Origin of the sequence: Candidatus Pelagibacter sp. HIMB1321 (assembly GCF_900177485.1) — a bacterium.
In the GTDB taxonomy this organism is placed as follows: Bacteria; Pseudomonadota; Alphaproteobacteria; order Pelagibacterales; family Pelagibacteraceae; genus Pelagibacter.
This window is the reverse complement of sequence record NZ_LT840186.1, coordinates 522,451-545,464: the sequence shown is the minus strand read 5'-3', so window position 1 is coordinate 545,464 and position 23,014 is coordinate 522,451. Positions and strand designations below refer to the sequence as shown.

Genomic DNA, 23,014 nt, shown 5'->3' with positions numbered 1-23,014 from the left:
TATGTCAAAAGAAACAAATTATTTAAATACTCAATACAAAGATTTTTTTGAAAAAAGTTTATCTGAAACTGATCCAGAGTTATTTAAAGCAGTTAATGATGAATTAATACGACAACAAAACCATATAGAATTAATAGCATCAGAAAATATTGTTTCAAAAGCAGTGCTTGAGGCACAAGGATCAGTTTTAACAAATAAGTATGCCGAAGGATATCCTGGAAAAAGATACTACAATGGATGTGAACATGTTGATGTAGCTGAACAACTAGCAATAGATAGACTTAAAAAAATTTTTAATTGTAAATTTGCAAATGCACAACCTCATTCTGGTGCACAAGCAAATGGTGCAGTTTTTTTAGCTTTATTAAATCCTGGAGATACTTTTTTGGGAATGAGTTTAAATTCTGGTGGTCATATCACACATGGATTGAAGATCTCAATGTCTGGAAAATGGTTCAACGCAATAGGCTATGATGTTGATAAAGAATCAGAGTTAATTGATTATGATAATGTTGAAAAATTAGCTCTTGAACATAAACCTAAATTAATTATTGCGGGAGGAAGTGCTTATTCACGTGTAATTGATTTTAAAAGATTTAGAGAAATTGCAGATAAAGTTGGAGCATATTTAATGGTAGATATGGCTCATATATCTGGATTAGTTGCAGGTAAAGGTTATCCAAATCCTTGTGATTATGCTCATGTTGTCACTTCAACAACTCATAAAGTTTTTAGAAGTGCTAGAGGTGGAATAATTTTAACCAACCATGAGGATTTATCTAAAAAATTTAACTCTGCTGTATTTCCGGGTTATCAAGGTGGACCTTTGATGCATGTTATAGCTGGTAAAGCTGCAGGTTTTTTAGAAGCTCTAAAACCTGAATTTGAAAGTTATATAAAATCAGTTTTAGCTAATGCTAAAATTTTAGCTGAAACATTAAAAAATAAAGGATTTAAAATTTATTCTGGTGGAACAGATACACATTTGATGCTTGTTGATTTACGACCATTTAACGTAAAAGGTAATCTAGCAGCTGAAAGTTTATGTAGGGCAAACATTACGTGCAATAAAAATGGAATACCGTTTGATACAGAAAGTCCTATGGTTACATCTGGTATAAGATTAGGTTCTCAAGCCGCAACAACACGAGGATTTGGATTAAAAGAGTTTGAAAAAGTAGGTGAACTTATAACTAGAGTTATTAAAGGTTTATCAGAAAATCCTAATGACAATAATAAAATTGAATTAGAAGTTCAAAAAGAAGTTGTTGAATTATGTTCTTCTTTTCCAATTTATAAAAATCTTAACAGATGATTTGTTCAATCTGTAAAAAAGGTGAAACCTCTGTTGTAGACTCCCGACCAACAGAAGATGGCACTGCAATCAGAAGAAGAAGACTTTGTGTTTGTGGAGCTAGATTTACAACTTTCGAACGTGTTCAATACAGAGAGTTGATGGTTGTAAAAAAGAATGGTCGGAAATCATCATTTGATAGAGATAAACTTGCTAAATCAATCTTTATAGCACTTAAAAAAAGACCAATAGATACAGAAACAACTGAAAAATTTATTAGTAAAATTTCAAGATCATTAGAAGAGCTTGGACAAAGTGAAATTTCAACGAACACAATAGGTACAATGGTGATGGATGGTTTAAAAGAATTAGACCCTGTTGCTTATGTAAGATTTGCCTCAGTTTATCGAAATTTTAAAGAAGAAAAAGATTTTGTTCAATTTGTTGACAGATTAGATGTCTACAAAAATAAGTAAATCTATTAACAAAGATAATTTTTTTATGTCTTTAGCCTTTGATTTGGCTAAATCAAAAACTGGGTTAACAGGTGTTAATCCTGCAGTTGGGTGTATTATTGTTGGAGAAAACGATGAGATTTTATCTGCAGGTTCAACAGGGATTGGTGGAACACCTCATGCAGAAAAAAGTGCAATTAATTCAGCTATAGAGAAATTAAATGGTTCAACACTTTATTCAACTTTAGAGCCATGTGTACACTTTGGTAAAACTCCACCTTGTACAAATTTAATAATTAAATCAGGAATTAAAAAAGTAATCTTTTCTCTAGAAGACATTGACCCTAGAGTTAAAAATAAAGCAAAAAAAATCTTATCTAAAAATGGCATTCTAGTTAAAAAAAATATACTACAGAATAAAGCAAAACTTTTTTATAATTCATATATAATTAATAGAAAGCAACACATTCCATACGTTATAGGAAAAATAGCGGTCACTCAAAATAATGTTATTCATAGTGATCAAACTAAGAAAATTACATCTATTGAGTCAGATAAATTAACTCATTACCTAAGATACAAAAATGATTCTATACTGATCAGTTCAAAAACAATTAATATAGACAATCCAAGATTAGATTGTCGGTTAACTGGTTTAAGTAGATTTTCTCCAAAAAGAATAATTCTTGATAAAGATCTGGAATTAAATCAAAGTTCTTATGTTTTTAAATCTATCAATAAACAAAATACCATAATCTTTTATAATTCAGGTTTAAAAAAAAAAATTAATAAGCTTAAAAAAAAAGGTGCATTACTAGTAAGATTTAAACTAAATAAAAATTTACATTTTGATTTAAAATTGATTTTAAAAAAACTCTACGATATGAAAGTACGAAATCTTTTAGTTGAGGGAGGGCAAAAATTAACTGAAAACTGTTTAAAACAAAAAATTTTTAATGAATTTTACCTATTTAAAAGCAATAAAAAAGATCCTTTGGAAAATAATTATAAAATATTTAATTATGTTTATTTATTAAAAAAAAATTTTAAACACAAAAAAAGGATAATTAATAAACTTAATAAAGACAAAATAACAATATATAATTAAGATGTTTAATGGAATAATTTTTAACTCTGGTGAAATAAAAAAAATTTTAAAGAGACCAAAAGGAATAAATATTTTTTTAAAATCAAATTTAAAGTTAACTTCTAAGGATCTAGGAATATCGGTTGCTTGTGATGGAGTTTGTCTGACATTGATATCAGTCAAAAATAAATTGTTAGAATTTTATTTATCAGATGAAACTATTGTCAGGTCAAACTTTAAGAATGTTACTATTGGAAAGATTTTAAACTTAGAACTTCCATTAAGATACAAACAGCAAATCTCAGGTCATATTTGTCAAGGACATGTAGATTGTGTGGGAAAGGTTATTTCAATAAAAAATATTGATAAATCTTATAAATTTAGATTTTCAATACCTTCAATTTTTAAGCAGGATTTAATAGAAAAAGCTTCAATAAGTATCAACGGAATTTCTTTAACTATATCAAAAGTTCTTTCATCCAGTTTTGAAATTTGGGTAATTCCTCATACATATAATTTAACCAATTTATCAAAATTAAAAAAAAATAGTTTGGTTAATATTGAGATCGATATTCTTTCAAAATACGTTAAGAACTATTTTAATGCAAAAAAATAATTTTTCTCCAATAGAAGGAATAATCAAAACTGCCAAACAAGGTAAAATGTTTATTCTTGTAGACGATGAAAAGAGAGAAAATGAGGGTGACCTCGTAATATCATCATCGTTTGCAACCACAAAAAATATTAATTTCATGGCTAAATATGGAAGGGGATTAATTTGTCTTGCTATGGAAAGTTCACAAGCAAGAAAGTTGAATTTGAGTTTAATGTCTCCAGTAAACCAATCACGAAATAAAACTGCTTTTGCGATCTCAATAGAAGCCAAAAAAGGCATTACAACTGGTATATCTGCAAGAGATAGAGCTAGAACAATAAAAGTTGCTTCAAAAAAAAATGTTACGAAAAAAGAAATAGTCTCACCAGGTCACATATTTCCTATAATCGCCAAAGATGGCGGTGTACTAGTAAGAGCTGGGCACACCGAGGCATCAGTTGATATCTCAAAATTAGCAAAAAAAAATAATTCTGCAGTAATTTGTGAAATTATGAAAGATGATGGATCTATGGCAAGAGGTAAAGATCTTTTTATTTTTGCTAAAAAACATAATCTTAGAATAGCTAAGATCGAAGATTTAATTTCTTATAGACTTAAAAAAGAAAAATTAATTAAACTTAAAAAAAATTTAGATATTAAAATTCAAGAGCAAAATTTTAAGCTTAAAATCTTCGAAAATAAAATCAATGGATCTGAGCATCTAGCTTTTACTAAGGGTAAACTTGGATCAAAAATTGTTCCAAAGGTAAGGGTTATTTCGTCAAATTTATTACTCGAAAACATTCTTACAGGAGGAAAATTACCTGATACATTTAATAGAACAATGAGATATTTTAAAAAATTTAAAAATTGTATCTTAGTCTTTATCAATGAGAATAATTTATCTTTAAATAATGTTTCTTTTAAATCAAAAAAAAAATATTCAAAAATTAAAGAGAGTAAAAAAGAATATTTAATAAAAAATTATGGAATAGGAGCTCAGATCTTAAAAGAGTTAAAAGTAAGGAAAATGACATTACTAACCAAAACACCAAAAAATGTTGTTGGTTTAGATGGTTTTGGTATTAAAATATTAAATCAAGAAATTATTTAATGAAAAAAATACTATTTGTAGTAGCAAATTACTATAAGGATGTTTCTAAAGGACTCATTCAATCTGCAAAAAAAAAATTTTCAAAAAATTATATTCTTGAAATCAAAGAAGTGCCAGGTGTTTTTGAAATACCTGTTTTAATATCTAAACATATAAAAAGATATGATGGATTTTTAGCTTTAGGATGTGTAATTAAAGGGCAAACACCACATTTTGATTTTATTTCTCAAGCAACCACAAATGCAATAATGGATTTATCAGTAAGTTCAAAAAAACCAATTGGCAATGGCGTAATTACTTGTTTGAATATGAAGCAAGCTAGAGCTAGAAGAAAAAAGGGTGCTGAAGCCGCCGATGCTGTTATTTCTGTTTTGAGCTATTAATCCTATGAAAACTCATTATAGTCCTAAAAATAATCCAAGAGTTATAATCATTCAAAAATTATATGGTAAAATTTTTAATGAAGAGGAAAATATTACCTTTCCCAAACACCGTTTTAAAAAATTTATTAAAGATATTGTTTTAGGATCGATAGAAAGAAATGAACTGATTAAAGAAGAAATAGATACCAAACTAGGTGAAGAATTTTCATTTAAAAATTTAGATAAAGTTTTTCAGATTATTTTAACTGCAGCTACCTATGAATTTTTATATAAACCAAATATTTCAAAAAATATTATTATTAAAGAATATTTAAACTCATCAAATTTTTTTTTAGAAAACTCTCAAACAAAATATTTAAACGCTTTACTAGATAATATTGGTAAAAAATTAAGATCTAAGAATGCATGAATTTGATTTAATTAAAAATTATTTTTCAAAATTAACAAAAAATAATAAATCTGCTTTAAATCTTAACGATGATGTCTTTTTTGACAAATCAAAAGAGTTAGTCATTTCTGTAGATACTTATAACGAAGGTATTCATTTTCCTAATTTTGATAATCTTTCATTAGTGATTAAAAAGATTTTAAGAGCATCAATTTCTGATCTTATTTGCAAAGGAGTAAAACCAAAATATTACTTTATGTCTGGATCTGGTAATAAAAAAAGTTTTTCCAAAAATAATTTAAGAGAAATTGCTAAATCTTTATCAGAAGAACAAAAAAAATATGATATTCAGCTTTGTGGTGGTGATACAACTTTTTCAAACAAGCTCACTTTTTCAATTACTGTAATTGGTTTTTCCAAAAAAATAATTTTTAGAAACAAAGCCAAAATAAATGATGATATCTACGTTACTGGAAACATTGGAGATAGTTATATTGGTTTAGACATTATCAAAAAAAGAATTAATTTAAAAAAAAATCAAAATAGCTATTTTATAGATAAATACTATAAACCTGACATTCAAATAAAATTAGCTGAAGAATTATTAAAATTTTCTAACACCTCAATTGATATTTCAGATGGTTTGTTTGCTGATCTAGAGAAATTAATTAATGATCAAAAAGCTAGCTATAAAGTACGTTTAAATGAAGTTCCAATTTCAAAGCCAATGAGTAAATTATTACACGAACGTAAACTCAAAAAAATTAAAACAATTTCCAATGGAGATGATTATCAAATTTTGTTTACGGCAAGTAAAAATAAATCAAGAATCATTAAAGCAATTTCTAAAAAACTTAAAATAAAGATAACAAAAATTGGTAAAATCTTATCACCTTCAAATAAATCATCAATTATTGACGAAAAAGGTAAGATTTTAAAGGTTAATAATAAAGGCTATCTTCATCATTTTTAAAACTTATTATTGTCTTTTTGAGCTTTTTTTGTATTGTCCGGGCTTAAAATTTAATAACCAACAAACTTAAGGTAATTATGAGCACATCTGTAGAAACTATACTTTTATATACAATAGGAGCTGGTTTTTTATCCATCGTTTATGGATTTTTAACTGGAAAAAATATTTTAAATTCGAGCGCTGGAAATGCCAAGATGCAAGAAATTGCTTCTGCAATTCAAATCGGTGCCAAAGCTTATTTAGCTAGACAATACAAAACTATTGCAATTGTTGGTGTAGTTGTTTTGGTAATTGTCAGTTTTGCATTTAGTCCACTAGTTGGTTTAGGTTATTTAATAGGTGCAACTTTATCAGGTATTGCAGGTTATGTTGGTATGTTGGTTTCAGTTCAAGCTAACGTTAGAACCACAGAAGCTTCTAGAAAAGGTCTTGCTCAGGGCTTATCTGTTGCTTTTAAATCAGGCGCTGTAACTGGCATGTTGGTTGCTGGTTTAGCTTTATTGGCTATTGCAGTTTACTATTATATTTTATTAAAATTTAATGTCGATGAGAGAGAAATTGTTAATGCTCTTGTTGCATTAGGATTTGGTGCTTCTTTGATTTCAATCTTTGCAAGACTAGGTGGTGGTATTTTTACTAAAGGTGCCGATGTTGGTGCTGATTTAGTTGGAAAAGTTGAAGCAGGAATTCCAGAAGATGACCCAAGAAACCCAGCTGTAATTGCTGATAATGTTGGGGATAACGTTGGTGATTGTGCAGGAATGGCTGCTGACTTGTTTGAAACTTATGCAGTAACTATTGTTGCTACTATGGTTTTATCTTCAATCTTTTTTGTTGGTGATATTAACATGATGATTTATCCATTAACAATTGGTGGTGCTTGTATATTGACATCTATTGTTGGAACATTTTTTGTTCGACTTGGTAGCACAAATAATGTGATGAATGCTTTATATAAAGGTTTTGTGGTTTCAGCTATTGCTTCACTTGCTATTCTTTATCCAGTAACAGATTATGTAATTGGTTTTAGCAATGAGTACACTGTAAATAATAAAACTTTTAATGGTATGGATTTATACTATTGTGGTGTTGTTGGTTTAGTAATAACTGGATTATTAATTTGGATTACAGAATACTACACTGGAACTAATTATCGTCCAGTGAGATCTGTAGCATCATCTTCTACAACAGGTCATGGAACAAATGTTATTCAAGGTTTAGCTATTTCTATGGAAGCAACTGCTATTCCAGCATTAATTATTGTTGGTGGAATTTTACTAACTAATTCTGTAGCTGGTTTATACGGAATTGCGATTGCAGTAACTACAATGCTTGCACTAGCAGGAATGGTGGTAGCTTTAGATGCTTATGGACCCGTTACTGATAATGCGGGTGGAATAGCAGAAATGTCAAATTTAGATAAAAAAGTAAGAAAAACTACTGATGCACTCGATGCTGTTGGAAATACTACTAAGGCTGTGACCAAAGGTTATGCTATAGGCTCTGCTGGTTTAGGAGCATTAGTTTTATTTGCTGCATATACAGAGGATATCAAACATTTTTCAAAAGAAGCAGGTTCAGCTTTAGAGGGTATTGTTGTAACTTTTGATTTGTCAAATCCGTATGTAGTTGTAGGTTTACTTATTGGAGGAATGCTTCCATATTTATTTGGCTCAATGGGAATGCAAGCTGTAGGAAGAGCAGGCGGAGCTGTAGTTGTTGAAGTTAGAAGACAGTTTAAAAAATATCCAGGTATAATGAAGAAAAAACAAAAACCTGATTATGCTAAACTTGTTGATTTATTAACTATTGCTGCAATTAAAGAAATGATTATTCCATCTTTATTGCCTGTTTTATCACCAGTAATTTTATACTTTATTATTCTATCTATTGGAGGACAAGTAGCTGCATTAGCTGCAGTAGGCGCAATGTTATTAGGTGTCATTATTACCGGTCTTTTTGTTGCTGTTTCAATGACAGCTGGAGGTGGAGCTTGGGATAATGCAAAAAAATATATTGAAGATGGCAATCATGGTGGAAAAGGTTCAGAGGCGCATAAAGCAGCTGTTACTGGAGATACAGTTGGCGATCCTTACAAAGATACCGCAGGTCCAGCTGTTAACCCTATGATCAAGATTACAAATATTGTAGCTTTGTTATTGTTAGCTGTTATCGCTGCTTAATAATTTCTCTTCTTTTTTTGGCCCTCGTACCAAGAGGATCATTAATTTTTTGTCTCATGCTAGATAGAAAATTATATATAAATGAGTTTTTTTTGAACTCCGTATTTGTTGTAGCTTCTACTAATTTGATGTCATTCATGTCATCCATGTTGTAAAAAATTTTATTTATTAAAATTCCATAATTGTCAATTTCAACTATTAAAACATCATTTTTTATTAATTGTGATTTTCCTAATTTTAATAAACCTGAGTTAGATTCTTTTCTTTCAATATAAATCCATAAATCATTATCAAATTTGCTTTTTGTTAAAGGACTACCTAATACTGTAGCCACATCATTTTTATTTGATGTATTAACTATTAGATTTTCTTGTTTTTTTTCTAAAAAGTGTACACCATGATGATTTATTGCTTTCTTTAATGAACAATTTGATAAGATAGTTAATGTAATTATAATTAGAAAATATCTATACATGAGTGAATATGTAAACATTTATAATAATTTAATTAGTTTGACTAGAAATAAAAAACTATATGAAACTTTAAACAGAAATGATATTTTTTCAGATAGACTTTATTTTTTTCTATTACATTTCGCTTTTTTCTTGAAAAACTTTAAAAGTGATGAGAATCAAAAAAAGCTTCAAGAAATATATGACTTTAATTTCAGACAACTTGAACTAAGTATTAGAGAAATTGGTTATGGAGATCAATCAATTAACAAAAAAATGAAAGATTATATTAATTTATTTCATGGCATGCTTTCAGATATTCATTTTTGGAATGCTTTAAATAACAACAAAAAAATTGACTTACTAAAAAAATATCTTTCAGATTATAGTGATTTAAAGCTTATTGTTGATTATTTTGACAATTTTAATGACAATCTATCAAAAAACACTTTGAATTTTTTCTTAAAAAGTGTAATTAAACCTTAATTATGGCAGTTCCTAAACGTAAACAAACACCATCAAGAACCGGTATGAGAAGAGCTCAAAATATGAAGTTCTCTTCAAAAAATATTGTTGAAGATAAAAAATCTGGTGAATATAGATTGTCTCACCATTTAGACCTTAAAACTGGAATGTATAAAGGTCGACAAGTTTTAGACCCAAAAGATTAGATTTATTTAGATAAGATGTCGTCAGTTATAAAAATTGCAGTTGATGCAATGGGTGGTGATAATTCACCAAATAAAATTATTGATGGAATTGTTCATCACCATGCATCTAATCAATCTACTTTTTATAAAATATTTGGTGATGAAGATAAAATTTCAAAATTATTAAATAACAAAATTAGCAAAAACAATTTTGAAATTGTTAATACTTTAAATAAAGTTTCAAGTGAGGATAGTCCTTTAGAAGCAGCCAAACGAGGCAAAGATACAAGTATGTGGCTTGCAATTGAAAGTGTGAAGAAAAAAGATTGTGATATAGTTATTTCAGCCGGTAATACAGGTGCTTTGCTAGTCATATCAAAATTAAATCTTAAGATGATTAATAATATAGACAAACCCGCTTTATCTGCATTATGGCCAAATAAAACAGGCATGAGTGTTGTTTTAGATTTGGGTGCTAATATTGAATGTAGTTCGAAAAATTTGTTTGATTTTTCTGTAATGGGCGCCTCTTTATACAAATCTCTTTACCCACAAGAAACACCAAATGTAGCGTTGTTAAATATAGGCTCTGAAGAACTAAAAGGGAATGAAACAATTAAAGAAACGTATCAATTAATGAATGAAAAAAAATCTAATGATTACAAATTTTGTGGTTATATTGAGGGTAATGAATTAATGAATGGAGAAGTAAATGTCATTGTTTCAGATGGATTTACAGGAAATGTTGCTCTTAAAACTGCAGAAGGTACAGCGAACTTTATAACTGATGAACTTAAAAAAGCTTTGAGTGGTTCTTTAATTGGCAAAATTTCATCTTTGTTAAATATTTCAAATTTAAGAAAATTTAAAAAAAGATTGGATCCAAGACTATATAATGGTGCAATATTTATTGGTTTAGACTCACCTGTGGTTAAAAGTCATGGTGGAACTGACTATATAGGTTTTGCAAATTCCCTTGACGTGTGTTGTAGAATTGTTAGTGGAAATTTAATAGAAAAAATTAAAAGAAATATTTAAAAATATGAGAATTAATTTAACTAAAAAAGATTTAGTTAATTTAATTTATATGCAAATTGGTTTTTCCAAACAAATTTCTGAAAATTTAATAGACGATTTTTTTCAAACAATTATTCAAAATTTATCTAAAGAAAAGTCATTAAAACTCTCTAAATTTGGTACATTTTCCATAAGACAAAAAAAATCAAGAATTGGTCGAAACCCAAAAACAAAAAAAGAAGCTATGATTTCAGAGAGAAATGTTGTTTTATTTAAACCATCAAAAGAATTTAAAGATTTTGTTAATCTTAAAAATGACTGAAAAATCTACTAATGCCTATAAAACTATTGGTGAAGTCGTTAAGATATTAGATTTAAAAAGTAGAACAGGGCAAAAAACTCCCACTTACACAATCAGATTTTGGGAAAAAGAATTTAAACAAATTAAACCTAAAATTTTAAATAATAATAGAAGGTATTATGATCAATCCAGTATTGATTTACTCAAAAAGATAAAATTCTTACTGAAGGATCAAGGTATGACCATTAATGGTGTTAAAAAACTACTTAATTCAAGTAATTCTAAGGATCTTGACGAAATTTCAAATAAAACTATAAGAGCAGATAATTTAAAGAACAAAATTAACAAAATATCGAACATAATAAAACAACTTAAGAATTTAAAATAGTATGGCTAAAAAAACCCACGTTAAAGTAAGACTGGTTCCAGAAGAAAAACCTGATAGTGCATTTTTTTATTATGTAAAAAAACCAGCTGGTGGTGAAAAAGCTAAAGTTAAATTAAAGGCAAAAAAGTATAATCCGGTAACTAGAAAACATGAAGTTTTTGTAGAAAAAAAACTTCCACCTCACAGTAAGTAATTACTTTTTTTTAAAGTTTTTTCGTTCGTAATCAATATAAGACCAAATCATATTTTTCCATATTCTATTGGTGATTTTTGGATCTATATTTTTTTTTATTGACTTAATTTTTATATTTTTAAGTATAGAGGTAATTCTTTTTTGATCAACGATCTCACTCTTATTTTCTTTAAGTTTAACAACCTCATTAACAAGTAAAGTTCTTTTTTTTATAATTGCAAGTAGTTGATTATCTATTTGATCCAACTTCTTTCTAATTATATCTAATTTTTTTTTGTTTTTTGGCGACATTTAATCAATTGGTTATGAAAATTATTATTATATGTATTAATTATGATTGTAAACACGGATCCATTTAAAAGATTTATAGAAATTTGGCTATATACAATGTTTATTCTAATTTTCTTAATTGTAGCTGTTGGTGGGCTTACTCGATTAACTGATTCAGGTTTATCAATAACTGAGTGGGAGTTATTTAAAGGTGTCCTGCCTCCTTTATCTGATGACAAATGGATATTCTATTTCGACGAATACAAAAAAATACCTGAATATACCGAAATTAATTACAATATGACTTTATCTGAATTTAAAGTAATTTATTACTGGGAATATGGACATAGAATTTTAGCTAGACTAATTGGACTTTTTTCAATTGTACCACTTATCTACTTATTTCTTAAATATAAGAATGAGAGAAAAAATATTTATAAATATTTTTTAATTTTCATTTTAATTTGTTTTCAAGGTTTTTTGGGATGGTTTATGGTTAAAAGTGGACTTGTTAACAATACCGACGTTAGTCATTATCGTCTAGCATTACATTTGTCAGTAGCCTTATTGATCATTTCTTTAGTTTATTGGTTTTTAATTAGCAATCTTAATATTAAAAAATTTTTATTTAAAATACCTAATAGAGTTCTTAATATATTTTTAATTCTCATAGTGATTCAAATTATTTTTGGAGCATTTCTTGCAGGCCTAGATGGAGGTCTTTTATACAATACATGGCCAGACATGAATGGTTTTGTAGTGCCTAGTGATGTTAGTTTTAAAGATTTATTTTCACTAGATTCAACAAATAATCCTTCTGTAATACAATTTTATCATCGAAAAATTGCTTATGTAATTTTCTTATTTTTGATTTATTTTAATTATTTGTTTTTAAAAAAAGGAATGGATTATAAAATTTTCATTATTTTAAACTTAGCAATTTTATTTCAGATAGCTTTGGGAATTATAACTTTACTATCTGGTGTAAAAATTTCCTTTGCATCCTTACACCAGCTAGGTTCAATATTAGTTTTAACAAGCGTTATAACACTTGTTTATAAAAATAATTAGCTAACAGCTTTTAAATTACCTTTTAATGATTTATCTAAAGCTTGATCTAAATCTTCAATAATATCATCAATATGCTCTATACCTATTGATAATCTAACATATCCAGGTGTAACTCCAGCAGCAGCAAGCTCATTATCTGTTAATTGACTATGAGTGGTGGTAGCAGGGTGTATTGCAAGGCTTCTTGCATCACCAATATTTGCTACATGATAAAACATTTTAAGAGACTCAATAAATTTTTTACCAGCCTCTATACCTCCAGCTAACTCAATACCTACTAGGGCACCATTTCCATTTTGAAGGTACTTTTTAGCTCTGTTAGAGATTTCTTCATCATGTTCAGTTGCATAAATTACTTTAGAAACTGCTTTATGCTTTTTAAGATACTCAACAACTCTTGCTGCATTCTCACAATGTTGTTTCATTCTCAATGCAACTGTTTCCAGACCTTGAATCACACCAAAAGCATTATCAGGGGATAGTGCAGATCCTAGATCTCTTAATAAAGTTACTCTTGCTCTAACAGCAAAAGAAACATTTGCACCAGTTAACTCAGGTACAGCTTTACCCCAAACTACACCTCCATAACTAGCATCAGGCTCATTATACAATGGCTGTCTTTTAGGATCTATTGTCCAATCAAAATTACCACCATCAACCAAAGCTCCACCAATAACTGTTCCATGACCAGCTATATATTTGGTCAGTGAATAGACAACAACTGCTGCACCATGTTCAAGAGGCTTACAAATAACCGGGGCTGCCGTGTTATCAACAATTAAAGGTATGTTGTATTTTTTACCTATATCAGCAACTTCTTTGATTGGAAAAACTCTTAAATAAGGGTTTGGTAAAGTTTCACCATAAAAAGCTCTTGTTTTTTCGTCAATAACTTTTTCAAAGTTTTTTGGATCAGAGGGGTCAGCATATCTAACCTCTATACCAAGTTTACTTAATGTATGTGTAAACAATGATACAGTACCTCCATAGAGATCGGTTGAACTAACAATATTATCTCCTGCTTGAGCTACATTTAAAATTGCAAAAGTAGAAGCAGTTTGACCTGATGAAACTGTTAAGCATGCTAAACCACCATCTAAAGCTGCAATTCTTTTTTCAAGAACATCGTTAGTGGGATTCATTATCCTCGTATAAATGTTACCAAATTCTTTAAGTGCGAACAAATTTGCTGCATGTTCAGTACTATTAAATTGATATGATGTAGTTCTGTAAATTGGGACAGCTACAGCATTGCTTGAAGGATCACTTCTGTAATCGCCTCCATGAATTGCTATTGTTTCAGGGTTATTTCTTTTAGTACTCATTTTTTCTCCTTTTTTAGTGCTTTAACATTGTGTTAGGTGCACAATACAGTTCAAATACCTACCGATTATGTAATGAAAAATTCCATTTTAGCAGTTTAAAGCCCGCAATAGGATCAAATCGGCATTTAAGAGATATCACAAAAGCAATTAATTGCAATAGAATTATCAAATTGACTTTGAATTTAATAATAGTATTAATCCTGGCACAATGACAAAATTCTTAAAAAAAGATCAGTTAACCTCAAACTGGTATGAAATTGATGCTAAAAATGCTGTAGTTGGAAGATTAGCAACAGTAGTATCTAAAATTATAAGAGGGAAAAATAAAACCACCTTTACACCACATATGGATGATGGTGATTTTGTGGTAGTAAAAAATATTGAACAAATAAAATTTACTGGAAAAAAATTTCAAAATAAGAAATATTATAGACATACTGGACATCCTGGTGGAATAAAAGAAACCACACCTGAGAAATTAGCCAATAAAAAACCTGGTGAAGCTTTAAAGTTAGCTGTTAAAAGAATGTTACCAGGCGGAGTACTTGGAAAAAAACAATTAACAAAATTGAAAATATATTCAGGTAATGAACATCCTCATTCTGTACAAAATCCAAAAATTATAGATATTGCTAAATTAAATAGTAAAAACTTAGTTAGAAATTAAAATGGAAACGACACAATCAACTTCAAAAAAAACAAAAATAAATTTAGACTTCAAAGATAGCAAATATGCTACTGGAAGAAGAAAAACTTCAATCGCAAAAGTTTGGTTAAAAAAGGGTACTGGTAAAATTTATGTTAATGGAAAATTATTTGATCAATATTTTGTAAGTGAAAACCACAAAATGCAAATAACTAGACCATTTGAAATTATTAACCAAGCTACCGATTATGATGTAAGATGCAGTGTGACAGGTGGAGGTCATACAGGCCAAGCGGGTGCAATGGTACATGGAATTTCAAAAGCTTTAGTTATGTTTGATGCAAATCATAAAATTACCTTAAAAACAGAAAATTTAACTACCAGAGATCCAAGAGCAGTTGAGAGAAAAAAACCTGGTAGAAGAAAAGCTAGAAGAAGCTTCCAATTCTCTAAAAGATAATTCTTTTTTATATCTAAACTGTTATAGTACTTCATGCCTAAGCTTAATGTATTAATTGCTGGTTCAACGGGATATATTGGTATTCAACTAATTAAGCTGCTTGTTAAACATCCTAATGTTAATATTAAATATATATGTGGTAACAGCTCTGTTGGAAAATCTATTACTGTTTACGAAAAATCACTAAAAAAATTTAAACTACCAAAGATTGTAAAATTTAATAAAAAATTAATTGATCAAATTGATATTGTTTTTACGGCACTTCCTAATGGTGAAGCTCAAATAATTTCTAAGGTCTTAAATAAAAAAACTGTATTAATAGACCTTGCAGCAGATTTTAGGTTAGAAAAAGGTTCTGAATATCTAAAATGGTATAAATTAAAACATAAAGCAATCCATAATATTAAAAAATCAATTTATGCATTACCCGAAATAACAGGGAACAAAGTAAAAGACTTTAGTATAATTGCATGTCCAGGATGTTATCCAACATCTATAATATTACCATTATTGCCATTAATTAAAAAAAACCTAATTAAATCAAATAATATAATCATTGACTCAAAATCGGGTTTTTCTGGAGCAGGTAGATCTGTACATAAAAAATATAGAAACAAAAACTTATATGAGTCTTTGAGTGTCTATGGAATTTCTTCACATAGACATAATTCTGAAATAGAACAAATACTAAAAAAATATACCGGTAAAGATCTAGAGTTTACATTTACACCACATCTAACACCTATGTTAAGAGGAATTTTAAGTACAATTTATGTAGATTTAAATAAATCTTCTTCAATTAGTAAATTAAATTATGAATTAAAAAGATTTTATAAAGATCATCCTTTTGTTAAAGTTAAAGATCAAAATACAATGTTAAGTACAAATGATGTAATAGGATCTAATAATTGTTTTATATCAGTTTGCAAAACTAAAGAAAAAAATAAAGCTATAATAATATCTGTATTAGATAATTTAATTAAAGGTGGAGCAGGGCAGGCAGTACAAAATTTGAATATTAAGTATAACTTTCCAATTTCCAGAGGTTTAGTATGATAAAAAAATATTTTTTCTTAATTCTTTTTATTTTATTATCAAACTGTTCACTAAATTCTGATTCCAAGTATTGGACTGAAAATTCTATAGAAGATATTAGAAATCAAGAAATAATTGAAAAAATAAAACTTAAAGCTAATGATATCACCTCTATGACAATAGAAGAGTACGAAATATATTTAGAAGAATATACAAAGAATAGTGATTACCCAGATATTAATAAATGAAAAATTCAATTAAAATAGCAATTGTAGGTTTAGGTCAAGTTGGAAATTATTTATATAACGAACTAAAGAACAAACAAAAAGACATTGAATTAAAAACAGGAAAAAAAATTAAGATAGTTGGAATATCTGCAAAATCAAAAAATAAAAAAAGAAAATTTAAAATTGATAAAAAAATTTTTTATTCTGATCCAATTAAAATCATTAAAGAACTAAAACCAGATATATTATTTGAAGTTGTTGGTCAGTCTGATGGAATTTCTAAGCGTATAGTTGAATTAGGTTTAAAAAATAAGATTCATGTAATAACTCCCAACAAAGCTTTGATCGCAAAACATGGAAATGATCTTGCGAGATTGGCAGAAAAAAATCAAGTTAATCTTGAATTTGAAGCTTCAGTTGCAGGTGGAATACCTATTTTAAGAACGATAAAAGAGGGCTTAGCCACAAATAAAATTTCAAAAATTTATGGAATTTTAAACGGGACAACTAACTATATTTTATCTGAAATGGAAACTTCTAACAAAAGTTTCACTGAGGTTTTAAAGAAGGCTCAACAATTAGGTTATGCAGAAGCTGGAAATCCTAAATTAGATTTAAACGGTTACGATGCTTTTGCTAAGGTTAGGATATTATCATCTCTTTGTTTTAATTCTAAAATAGCAAATAATAAATGCTTAATGGAAGGAATTGAAAATATTGATTTGAAAGATATTCAAATTTCTAATCAGTTAGGCATGAAAATAAAGCTTCTTGGTATTACTGAAATTATAAAAGGTGAGTTATTTGAACGAGTTCATCCATGTTTAGTTGATGGAAAATCTTATATCGGCAATGTTAATGGAGTAATGAATGCAGTTATTTTAAATAGTTTGCCAGTAGGTGAGAGTATTTTACAAGGTGAAGGGGCAGGACCTGGCCCAACTTCTTCCTCTTTATTATCTGATTTATTGTCAATCTTAAGAGGTAATATAAAAAATCCTTTTGGTATTTCATCTACCAAACAAAAAAAATTAAAACACTTCAATTCAGGAAATTATACGAATTCTTTATATTTAAGATTTGAGGTTAAAGACGTACCTGGTGTAATGTCCAAAATTGCAGATAAATTAGCAGCATATAAGATATCTATTAAAAGACTTATTCAAACACCCAACCATAAATCTAATAGAGCAACAATTGTTATGACTACTCACAAAACAACAGAAAAAAATATCCAACAATGCTTGAAAATTATTTATAAAGATAAGGCCGTTTTACAATTTCCTACATTAATAAGAATTTTCAATTGATGGAGCTTTTATTAAGATTATTTGAAGCTGTATTTCCAGTTTTTTTTGTAGTTGGCATTGGTTATTATCTAGGAAAAAAAAATCCAAAAATAGATACTGATTTTATTACAAATTTTTCTGCCAATATAGGATCTCCTGGTCTTATTTTTTTTTCAATAACATCTACTGGCGTAACATTTAAAATATTTTCACTTTATTTTGGTTATTTTTTTATTGCTGTCCTGGCATTTTCAATAGTGGGTTTGTTATTTCTCTTTTTTTTAAAAAAAGATGTTATTGAGGAGCTGCCCCCATTTATACTTCCAAATACCGGAAATATGGGGCTTCCAATATGTTTATTCGCTTACGGAACAAAAGGTTTTGGCGTTGCTTCTGCTATTGCAGCAATCATCATGCTACTACATTTTACAGTAGGTATTTTTCTAGCCAAAAAAAAATTTGATATTAATCTAATTTTTAAAACACCTGCATTTTATGCAATACTCTTTTCAATTTCTTTTCTATTTTTTGAAATAAATCCACCTATTTTTCTTATAAATCTTACTATGCTTTTGTCTTATGCTACAATTTTTTTAGTTTTAATGTCCTTGGGTATAGCACTTACGAGATTAAAAATTTTTGATTTTAAAAATGCAATTATTTCCTCTTTCTCTAGAGTAATTTTAGGACCAATTATTGGATTTTTTATAATAAAATTTTTTAATTTAAATGGTTATGCAGCTGGTTCATTATTAATACAATGCGCAATGCCAAGTGCTGTTTTGACTTATCTTGTTGGTTCAATGTATTCTAAGAAAAAAGTTGTTGATAATATTGCTAGTATGATTGTGGTATCAACTATAATGTCTTTTTTCACTATTCCAATAGTTGTATTCTTCGCTTTAAAGTACTTTAATTAATCTATATCTTAGTTTGATGAAGGCTATAATTCTGAATGCATCTGCTTGGATGATCGTACCAGTAATGGATGCTTTTGCTAAATTTTTAAGTAATTCAATGAGTGTATTTCAAATAGCTTGGGCGAGATATTTTTTTTCTGTACTTTTTACATTAAGTCTTATGCTTTTTTTTTATAAAAAAACTCTTGTGTGGAGCAAAAACCCTAAATTACAAATAATTAGGGGTTTTGTTTTAGCTTTTTCAACTTTATGCTTTTTTTATGCAATTTCAGTCATCTCTCTTCCAAAAGCTTTAACCTTAGCATTTGTAGCTCCAATTACTTGCACAGCATTTTCCCCAATATTTCTCAATGAAAAAGTTGGAATTAGAAGATGGTCAGCTGTATTAGTGGGTTTTTTAGGAGCTTTAATTGTAATTAGACCAGGGTTTATTGAAGTTAATCTAGCAACTTTGGCTGCAATATCCTGTGGTATTTGTTATGGCTTTTATTTTATAATAACCAGAAAACTTAGCACTTCAGATAATCCTTTATTAACTCTATTATTTACCAGTGTAGTAGGGCTTTCGATAATTTCATTATTTTTACCCTCTGTATGGGTCAAACCTTCATTAAATGAATGGATTATAATGGCATTAATAGGTCTTATAGCCTCTGTAGCGCATCTTTTTCTTATTATTTCATTAAAATATTCAGACGCTTCTAAATTAGCTCCATTAGGTTATACCGAAATAATAACTAATATCCTTATCAGCTATTATTATTTTAATGAGCTTCCTGATAATTGGACTTATTTAGGTCTTTTTATAATAGTTTTAAGCGGCCTCTATATAGCAAAGAGGGAATATCATCACGGCAAGTCAACACATTAGTAAAAATTTATTTACTTTATATTAAAATTTTACTTAAAATTATATATATAAATAATTGTTATTATTGAATAATTTATTAAAATATATTTTGAATTTAAATAAATTAATAAGAGTGAATTTTAAATTGAGCAAAAATTGAAATAGAAAAACAAGGAAATTAGGTAGTTGGTATCCATAGTATACAGACATTTTTAAAAAACATTTAAAATCAACACTTTTTAATTTTCTATAGATAAATTTACCAAATAAGCAAATTTTAGAGTACAAATTATTGTTTAAAATATCATTAAAAAACCAATTTTAATGATCTTCTAAAAGTATTGCTATTGTTGAAAACTAAAGCAATGCAGTATTAGAATATGTTGTTTAAACGGCCATAGAGTACCTAATTTTGAGCAAGTCTATATATTTAGCACAACTGAAGGGTGTATAATACTATTTATCTTAAAATTGCCTAAAATCGCTTAAAAGTCTTTATTTAAGCTATTAATTTAAGCATTGAGCACTTAAAAAGCTCTATTTAATAAAGACATTTTCAGATCTTAATAAACGTTTTTTTTGCTGGATTCCGCCTTTTCCAGAGTATCCGCCGAGACTGCCATCAGATCTGATTACTCTATGACATGGTATTTTTGGAGGATAAGGGTTTTTACCTACAGCATTAGCAACTGCTCTAAAAGCTTTCGGTTTTCCTATGGCTTTAGCAACCTCTTGGTATGTTTTAACCTTACCTTTTGGGATTTTCATTAAATAATTCCAGACTTTTAGTTGAAATTTAGTTCCTTTTAAGTTCATAAAGTTCAAATCCTGTATTGTTAGCTATTTTATCGTATAATCTTTTTGCATTTTCATTAGTAGAGTGGGTGATCCAGCGAATTCCTTCCCAATTATTATCTTTAGATAGGGATTTTAAATAATTAATTAGCTTTTGAGCTATTTTTTGGCCTCTAAAATCAGGTTCTACAAACAAATCATCTAAAAACCCAATATATTTACCTTTAATTGGTCTTGGCATTGTTCTGAAATGAGCTATTCCTACTATTTTACCTTCCAATTCATAGCAAATACCCTTAATAACATGGTTTTTATCATGTATCCAATCCCATAAAGTATCTAAAATGGATTGATTCATTGGGACTTTGTAAAATTTTGCGTATCCACAATACAATTTTATCCAATTTTCTTTATCTTTTTTCTCTATACTTCTAATCATTTACTTTAATATATATAAATAAACTAATGTTATTATTATTTTATCTTGGTTTATTAATAAATTCATAAAGTTCCTTAATTTTGTTACTTGCGCTAGTTTGAAATACACCTGGAATTAGACCATGGATTAGTGCCAATAAACTTCCATAGAACATTTTAAAACTAACTTTTAATGCAACTAGCATATGTTGAAAGTAATTTTCATTTACTGAATTTAGATGATCTTTGGATTTTTTAATCATTTGTTGATTGATTATTTGTATTGACATTAAAAATCTACTAATATATTACTAACGATAATTAATGGTTATCAATAGTAATAAAATAAAATGAGCTTAAAAAAACCTTTTTCAATGTTTCAAATTAAACCAAAGCCTAGATCTGAATTAAGTTTTGATATTAAAAAACTTCAGCAAGAGACTATATTTAATCTACAAAACTCAAAATCAAATAATACAGTTAGGGCATATAAATCAGATTTTAACGACTTTAATCTTTTTTGTTCTAAGAATGGATTTAATCCACTTCCAACAGACCCTAAAATAGTCTCTTTATATCTTACATATTTATCAAATAAAGATAGTAAAATTAGTACATTAAAGAGAAGAGTTGCTTCAATTGGTGTAATTCATAAGTTAAAGGGTCATTATTTAGACACTAAACACCCTTTAATTGTAGAAAATTTAATGGGAATTAAAAGAAGAAAAGGAAGTATTCAGAATGGAAAAAAACCATTATTAATCAATTATATAAAACAAATTATTAATGTAATAGATGATCAAATAAATAATGAAATTAAGAAACAGAGAGATAAGTCTATAATATTAATAGGATTTTCAGGAGGTTTTAGAAGAAATGAAATTGTTTCTCTAAATTATGAAGACCTAGATTTCGTGCCAGAGGGACTTAAAATCAATCTTAAAAGATCTAAAACAGATCAATTAGGGGAAGGTTTATTAAAAGGGCTTCCCTACTTCGATAACCCAAAATACTGTCCAGTTATATCAGTAAAGAATTGGATAGATATATCAAAAATTAATTCTGGAGCTTTATTTAGAAGATTTCTTAAAGGATCAAAGTTATCAGAAAATAGATTAACTGACCAATCTGTTGCTTTGCTTATAAAAGAATATTTAAAATTAGCAGGTATAGAAAATAGAAATTACTCAGGACATAGCTTGAGATCAGGTTTTGCAACATCAGCTGCAGAATCAGGTGCTGAAGAACGAAGTATAATGGCTATGACTGGACATAAATCTGCAGAAATGGTCAGGAGATATATAAAAGAAGCAAATCTTTTTAAAAATAATGCTTTAAATAAAATTAAATTTTAATCTTTAAAATCTTTATGAACAAAAATCAGATCATTTTATAAAAAAAAATTTTTAACTTACATTTGATTAATTCAAAATAAAAATTTAGATCTTTGATTGGATTTGTTAAAGTTCCAAGATATGGAATAATAGAAATATTACCTCTCAAATAATGTTTTCGGAAAAATCTAGGATTAAATCCGTATTTAAATAAAAATGTTTTAGTACCATTATTGAGAATTACTTTTGAATTTCTGGTTGTTTTAGAATTAAAATGATAAACTTTAAATTTTGAAATGGCTTTAAATACTCTTGTGTTTGCATTCCAAAGTTTCATGCAAAAATCAGGATCAGACCCATCACCCGGATTAAATTCCTCACTAAAACCTCCAATTTTATCCCACAATTCTTTATGAATTATATGTGGAGCCCAATGAGAACTTTGCAAATCAGGGGTATCGTCTTCTAGGCAAAATTTTTCAAATTTTTTTTCATCAAAGTCTTCAATATTATTTCCACAGTCAAAATTAATTAAACCGTGTCTCGTAGAAACATTTGTACCAGATAAATAAAATAAATTATTTTTTTGACTATTTATCTCACTAATTAAAAAATAATCCCAATTTTTACAAAAATACATATCGTCATGAGCATAAAGTATATAGTTTGTTGTTGTAAGTGAGTATGCTTTATTCATAGAACTACACAATCCAATATTTTTTGGACTAAAACTAAATCTAATTTTATTATTTTTAGCATACTCTAAAGTCCCATCAGAACCATCATTGATATGTAAAATAATTTCATGTTCAGTGTAGAAAGAGTTTTTTTTTATAGAATTAAGAAATAATTTTAGATAATTTAGGTTATTAAAAGTTGGAATGATTATAGATATTTTCATT

At 27.9% G+C, this 23,014-nt stretch carries 31 protein-coding genes and 1 riboswitch; of the genes, 24 read left to right on the top strand and 7 right to left on the bottom strand.

The window, feature by feature from the left end; translation table 11 throughout:
- The first annotated feature begins 1 nt into the window (after window position 1).
- From glyA to B9N70_RS02925, 9 genes are all read left to right on the top strand, one after another.
- Complete coding sequence (gene glyA, locus B9N70_RS02965) at window positions 2-1,315, top strand: serine hydroxymethyltransferase (protein ID WP_085114318.1); 1,314 nt, start codon at window positions 2-4, stop codon at window positions 1,313-1,315.
- Complete coding sequence (nrdR, locus tag B9N70_RS02960; RefSeq protein ID WP_085114317.1) at window positions 1,312-1,770, top strand: transcriptional regulator NrdR; 459 nt, start codon at window positions 1,312-1,314, stop codon at window positions 1,768-1,770. The genes glyA and nrdR overlap by 4 nt, the downstream gene beginning before the upstream one ends.
- Window positions 1,751-2,857 (top strand): bifunctional diaminohydroxyphosphoribosylaminopyrimidine deaminase/5-amino-6-(5-phosphoribosylamino)uracil reductase RibD, encoded by a 1,107-nt coding sequence (ribD, locus tag B9N70_RS02955; protein WP_085114316.1) that lies wholly within the window; start codon window positions 1,751-1,753, stop codon window positions 2,855-2,857. The genes nrdR and ribD overlap by 20 nt, the downstream gene beginning before the upstream one ends.
- Before the next feature lies 1 nt (window position 2,858).
- Window positions 2,859-3,452: a riboflavin synthase gene (locus B9N70_RS02950; protein WP_085114315.1), complete on the top strand. Its 594-nt coding sequence runs from the start codon at window positions 2,859-2,861 to the stop codon at window positions 3,450-3,452.
- Window positions 3,439-4,545 carry a 3,4-dihydroxy-2-butanone-4-phosphate synthase gene (gene ribB / locus B9N70_RS02945; protein WP_085114314.1) on the top strand — a complete coding sequence of 369 codons (1,107 nt, stop codon included), beginning with the start codon at window positions 3,439-3,441 and terminating at the stop codon, window positions 4,543-4,545. Before B9N70_RS02950 ends, ribB begins: the two co-directional genes overlap by 14 nt.
- Window positions 4,545-4,928, top strand: a complete 384-nt coding sequence (ribH, locus tag B9N70_RS02940) for a 6,7-dimethyl-8-ribityllumazine synthase (protein ID WP_085114313.1) — start codon at window positions 4,545-4,547, stop codon at window positions 4,926-4,928. Before ribB ends, ribH begins: the two co-directional genes overlap by 1 nt.
- A 4-nt stretch (window positions 4,929-4,932) precedes the next feature.
- On the top strand, window positions 4,933-5,337 hold the full coding sequence (locus B9N70_RS02935; RefSeq protein WP_085114312.1) for a transcription antitermination factor NusB: 405 nt from the start codon (window positions 4,933-4,935) through the stop codon (window positions 5,335-5,337).
- Window positions 5,330-6,289 (top strand): thiamine-phosphate kinase, encoded by a 960-nt coding sequence (gene thiL / locus B9N70_RS02930; RefSeq protein WP_085114311.1) that lies wholly within the window; start codon window positions 5,330-5,332, stop codon window positions 6,287-6,289. Before B9N70_RS02935 ends, thiL begins: the two co-directional genes overlap by 8 nt.
- A 77-nt stretch (window positions 6,290-6,366) precedes the next feature.
- Window positions 6,367-8,472 (top strand): sodium-translocating pyrophosphatase, encoded by a 2,106-nt coding sequence (locus B9N70_RS02925; RefSeq protein WP_085114310.1) that lies wholly within the window; start codon window positions 6,367-6,369, stop codon window positions 8,470-8,472.
- Here the strand turns inward: B9N70_RS02925 and bamE are convergent.
- Window positions 8,459-8,947, bottom strand: a complete 489-nt coding sequence (gene bamE, locus B9N70_RS02920) for an outer membrane protein assembly factor BamE domain-containing protein (protein ID WP_085114309.1) — start codon at window positions 8,945-8,947, stop codon at window positions 8,459-8,461. The two genes, B9N70_RS02925 and bamE, sit on opposite strands and share 14 nt — an antisense overlap.
- On the opposite strand from bamE, the gene B9N70_RS02915 reads away from it, so the two are divergent.
- The 6 genes from B9N70_RS02915 to B9N70_RS02890 are packed head-to-tail and all read left to right on the top strand — an operon-like array spanning window position 8,946 to window position 11,473.
- On the top strand, window positions 8,946-9,410 hold the full coding sequence (locus B9N70_RS02915) for a ubiquinol-cytochrome C chaperone family protein (RefSeq protein WP_085114308.1): 465 nt from the start codon (window positions 8,946-8,948) through the stop codon (window positions 9,408-9,410). The genes bamE and B9N70_RS02915 overlap by 2 nt on opposite strands.
- Window positions 9,411-9,412: 2 nt before the next feature.
- Window positions 9,413-9,595 (top strand): 50S ribosomal protein L32, encoded by a 183-nt coding sequence (gene rpmF, locus B9N70_RS02910; protein ID WP_085114307.1) that lies wholly within the window; start codon window positions 9,413-9,415, stop codon window positions 9,593-9,595.
- Between the two features lie 15 nt (window positions 9,596-9,610).
- Entirely contained in the window at window positions 9,611-10,612 is a 1,002-nt protein-coding gene (gene plsX / locus B9N70_RS02905; RefSeq protein WP_085114306.1) for a phosphate acyltransferase PlsX, read from the top strand.
- A 4-nt stretch (window positions 10,613-10,616) separates the two neighbouring features.
- Window positions 10,617-10,913 carry an integration host factor subunit alpha gene (locus B9N70_RS02900; RefSeq protein ID WP_085114305.1) on the top strand — a complete coding sequence of 99 codons (297 nt, stop codon included), beginning with the start codon at window positions 10,617-10,619 and terminating at the stop codon, window positions 10,911-10,913.
- Window positions 10,906-11,280 carry a MerR family transcriptional regulator gene (locus B9N70_RS02895; protein ID WP_085114304.1) on the top strand — a complete coding sequence of 125 codons (375 nt, stop codon included), beginning with the start codon at window positions 10,906-10,908 and terminating at the stop codon, window positions 11,278-11,280. Before B9N70_RS02900 ends, B9N70_RS02895 begins: the two co-directional genes overlap by 8 nt.
- A 1-nt stretch (window position 11,281) precedes the next feature.
- Window positions 11,282-11,473 carry a 50S ribosomal protein L33 gene (locus B9N70_RS02890; RefSeq protein ID WP_085114303.1) on the top strand — a complete coding sequence of 64 codons (192 nt, stop codon included), beginning with the start codon at window positions 11,282-11,284 and terminating at the stop codon, window positions 11,471-11,473.
- On the opposite strand, the gene B9N70_RS02885 is transcribed toward B9N70_RS02890, so the two are convergent.
- The gene (locus B9N70_RS02885) at window positions 11,474-11,764 is read right to left on the bottom strand and encodes a chorismate mutase (protein ID WP_085114302.1); all 291 of its coding nucleotides are present in this window, start codon (window positions 11,762-11,764) and stop codon (window positions 11,474-11,476) included.
- A gap of 42 nt (window positions 11,765-11,806) precedes the next feature.
- Between B9N70_RS02885 and B9N70_RS02880 the strand changes: the two genes are divergently transcribed.
- On the top strand, window positions 11,807-12,814 hold the full coding sequence (locus tag B9N70_RS02880; protein ID WP_085114301.1) for a COX15/CtaA family protein: 1,008 nt from the start codon (window positions 11,807-11,809) through the stop codon (window positions 12,812-12,814).
- Here B9N70_RS02880 and B9N70_RS02875 read toward each other — a convergent pair.
- The gene (locus tag B9N70_RS02875; RefSeq protein WP_085114300.1) at window positions 12,811-14,139 is read right to left on the bottom strand and encodes an O-acetylhomoserine aminocarboxypropyltransferase/cysteine synthase family protein; all 1,329 of its coding nucleotides are present in this window, start codon (window positions 14,137-14,139) and stop codon (window positions 12,811-12,813) included. The two genes, B9N70_RS02880 and B9N70_RS02875, sit on opposite strands and share 4 nt — an antisense overlap.
- A gap of 2 nt (window positions 14,140-14,141) precedes the next feature.
- Window positions 14,142-14,208, bottom strand: a riboswitch (SAM riboswitch).
- A 139-nt stretch (window positions 14,209-14,347) separates the two neighbouring features.
- Here B9N70_RS02875 and rplM point away from each other — a divergent pair.
- Genes rplM through B9N70_RS02840 form a run of 7 tightly spaced genes read left to right on the top strand, consistent with a single transcriptional unit; the run spans window position 14,348 to window position 19,587 of the window.
- A complete protein-coding gene (rplM, locus tag B9N70_RS02870; RefSeq protein ID WP_085114299.1) occupies window positions 14,348-14,806 on the top strand; it encodes a 50S ribosomal protein L13 in 459 nt (152 codons plus the stop codon).
- Window position 14,807: 1 nt separating this feature from the next.
- Window positions 14,808-15,245, top strand: a complete 438-nt coding sequence (rpsI, locus tag B9N70_RS02865) for a 30S ribosomal protein S9 (protein WP_085114298.1) — start codon at window positions 14,808-14,810, stop codon at window positions 15,243-15,245.
- Window positions 15,246-15,278: 33 nt separating this feature from the next.
- Window positions 15,279-16,301 (top strand): N-acetyl-gamma-glutamyl-phosphate reductase, encoded by a 1,023-nt coding sequence (gene argC / locus B9N70_RS02860; protein WP_085114297.1) that lies wholly within the window; start codon window positions 15,279-15,281, stop codon window positions 16,299-16,301.
- The gene (locus tag B9N70_RS02855; protein WP_085114296.1) at window positions 16,298-16,528 is read left to right on the top strand and encodes a hypothetical protein; all 231 of its coding nucleotides are present in this window, start codon (window positions 16,298-16,300) and stop codon (window positions 16,526-16,528) included. Before argC ends, B9N70_RS02855 begins: the two co-directional genes overlap by 4 nt.
- Complete coding sequence (locus B9N70_RS02850; RefSeq protein WP_085114295.1) at window positions 16,525-17,817, top strand: homoserine dehydrogenase; 1,293 nt, start codon at window positions 16,525-16,527, stop codon at window positions 17,815-17,817. Before B9N70_RS02855 ends, B9N70_RS02850 begins: the two co-directional genes overlap by 4 nt.
- Window positions 17,817-18,716: an AEC family transporter gene (locus tag B9N70_RS02845; protein ID WP_085114294.1), complete on the top strand. Its 900-nt coding sequence runs from the start codon at window positions 17,817-17,819 to the stop codon at window positions 18,714-18,716. Before B9N70_RS02850 ends, B9N70_RS02845 begins: the two co-directional genes overlap by 1 nt.
- 16 nt (window positions 18,717-18,732) lie before the next feature.
- The gene (locus B9N70_RS02840) at window positions 18,733-19,587 is read left to right on the top strand and encodes a DMT family transporter (RefSeq protein WP_085114293.1); all 855 of its coding nucleotides are present in this window, start codon (window positions 18,733-18,735) and stop codon (window positions 19,585-19,587) included.
- A 516-nt stretch (window positions 19,588-20,103) separates the two neighbouring features.
- Here the strand turns inward: B9N70_RS02840 and B9N70_RS02835 are convergent.
- From B9N70_RS02835 to B9N70_RS02825, 3 genes are read right to left on the bottom strand one after another with little or no spacing between them, the layout of a single operon-like run.
- The gene (locus B9N70_RS02835; RefSeq protein WP_172819947.1) at window positions 20,104-20,382 is read right to left on the bottom strand and encodes a methylated-DNA--[protein]-cysteine S-methyltransferase; all 279 of its coding nucleotides are present in this window, start codon (window positions 20,380-20,382) and stop codon (window positions 20,104-20,106) included.
- Complete coding sequence (locus B9N70_RS02830) at window positions 20,363-20,800, bottom strand: GNAT family N-acetyltransferase (protein WP_085114291.1); 438 nt, start codon at window positions 20,798-20,800, stop codon at window positions 20,363-20,365. Before B9N70_RS02830 ends, B9N70_RS02835 begins: the two co-directional genes overlap by 20 nt.
- A 40-nt stretch (window positions 20,801-20,840) precedes the next feature.
- Entirely contained in the window at window positions 20,841-21,068 is a 228-nt protein-coding gene (locus tag B9N70_RS02825; RefSeq protein WP_085114290.1) for a DUF6356 family protein, read from the bottom strand.
- An 84-nt stretch (window positions 21,069-21,152) separates the two neighbouring features.
- Here B9N70_RS02825 and B9N70_RS02820 point away from each other — a divergent pair, with 84 nt between their 5' ends.
- Window positions 21,153-22,133 (top strand): site-specific integrase, encoded by a 981-nt coding sequence (locus tag B9N70_RS02820; protein ID WP_085115119.1) that lies wholly within the window; start codon window positions 21,153-21,155, stop codon window positions 22,131-22,133.
- Between the two features lie 25 nt (window positions 22,134-22,158).
- Here the strand turns inward: B9N70_RS02820 and B9N70_RS02815 are convergent, their stop codons facing one another.
- Complete coding sequence (locus B9N70_RS02815; RefSeq protein WP_085114289.1) at window positions 22,159-23,013, bottom strand: glycosyltransferase family 2 protein; 855 nt, start codon at window positions 23,011-23,013, stop codon at window positions 22,159-22,161.
- Window position 23,014 lies beyond the last annotated feature (1 nt).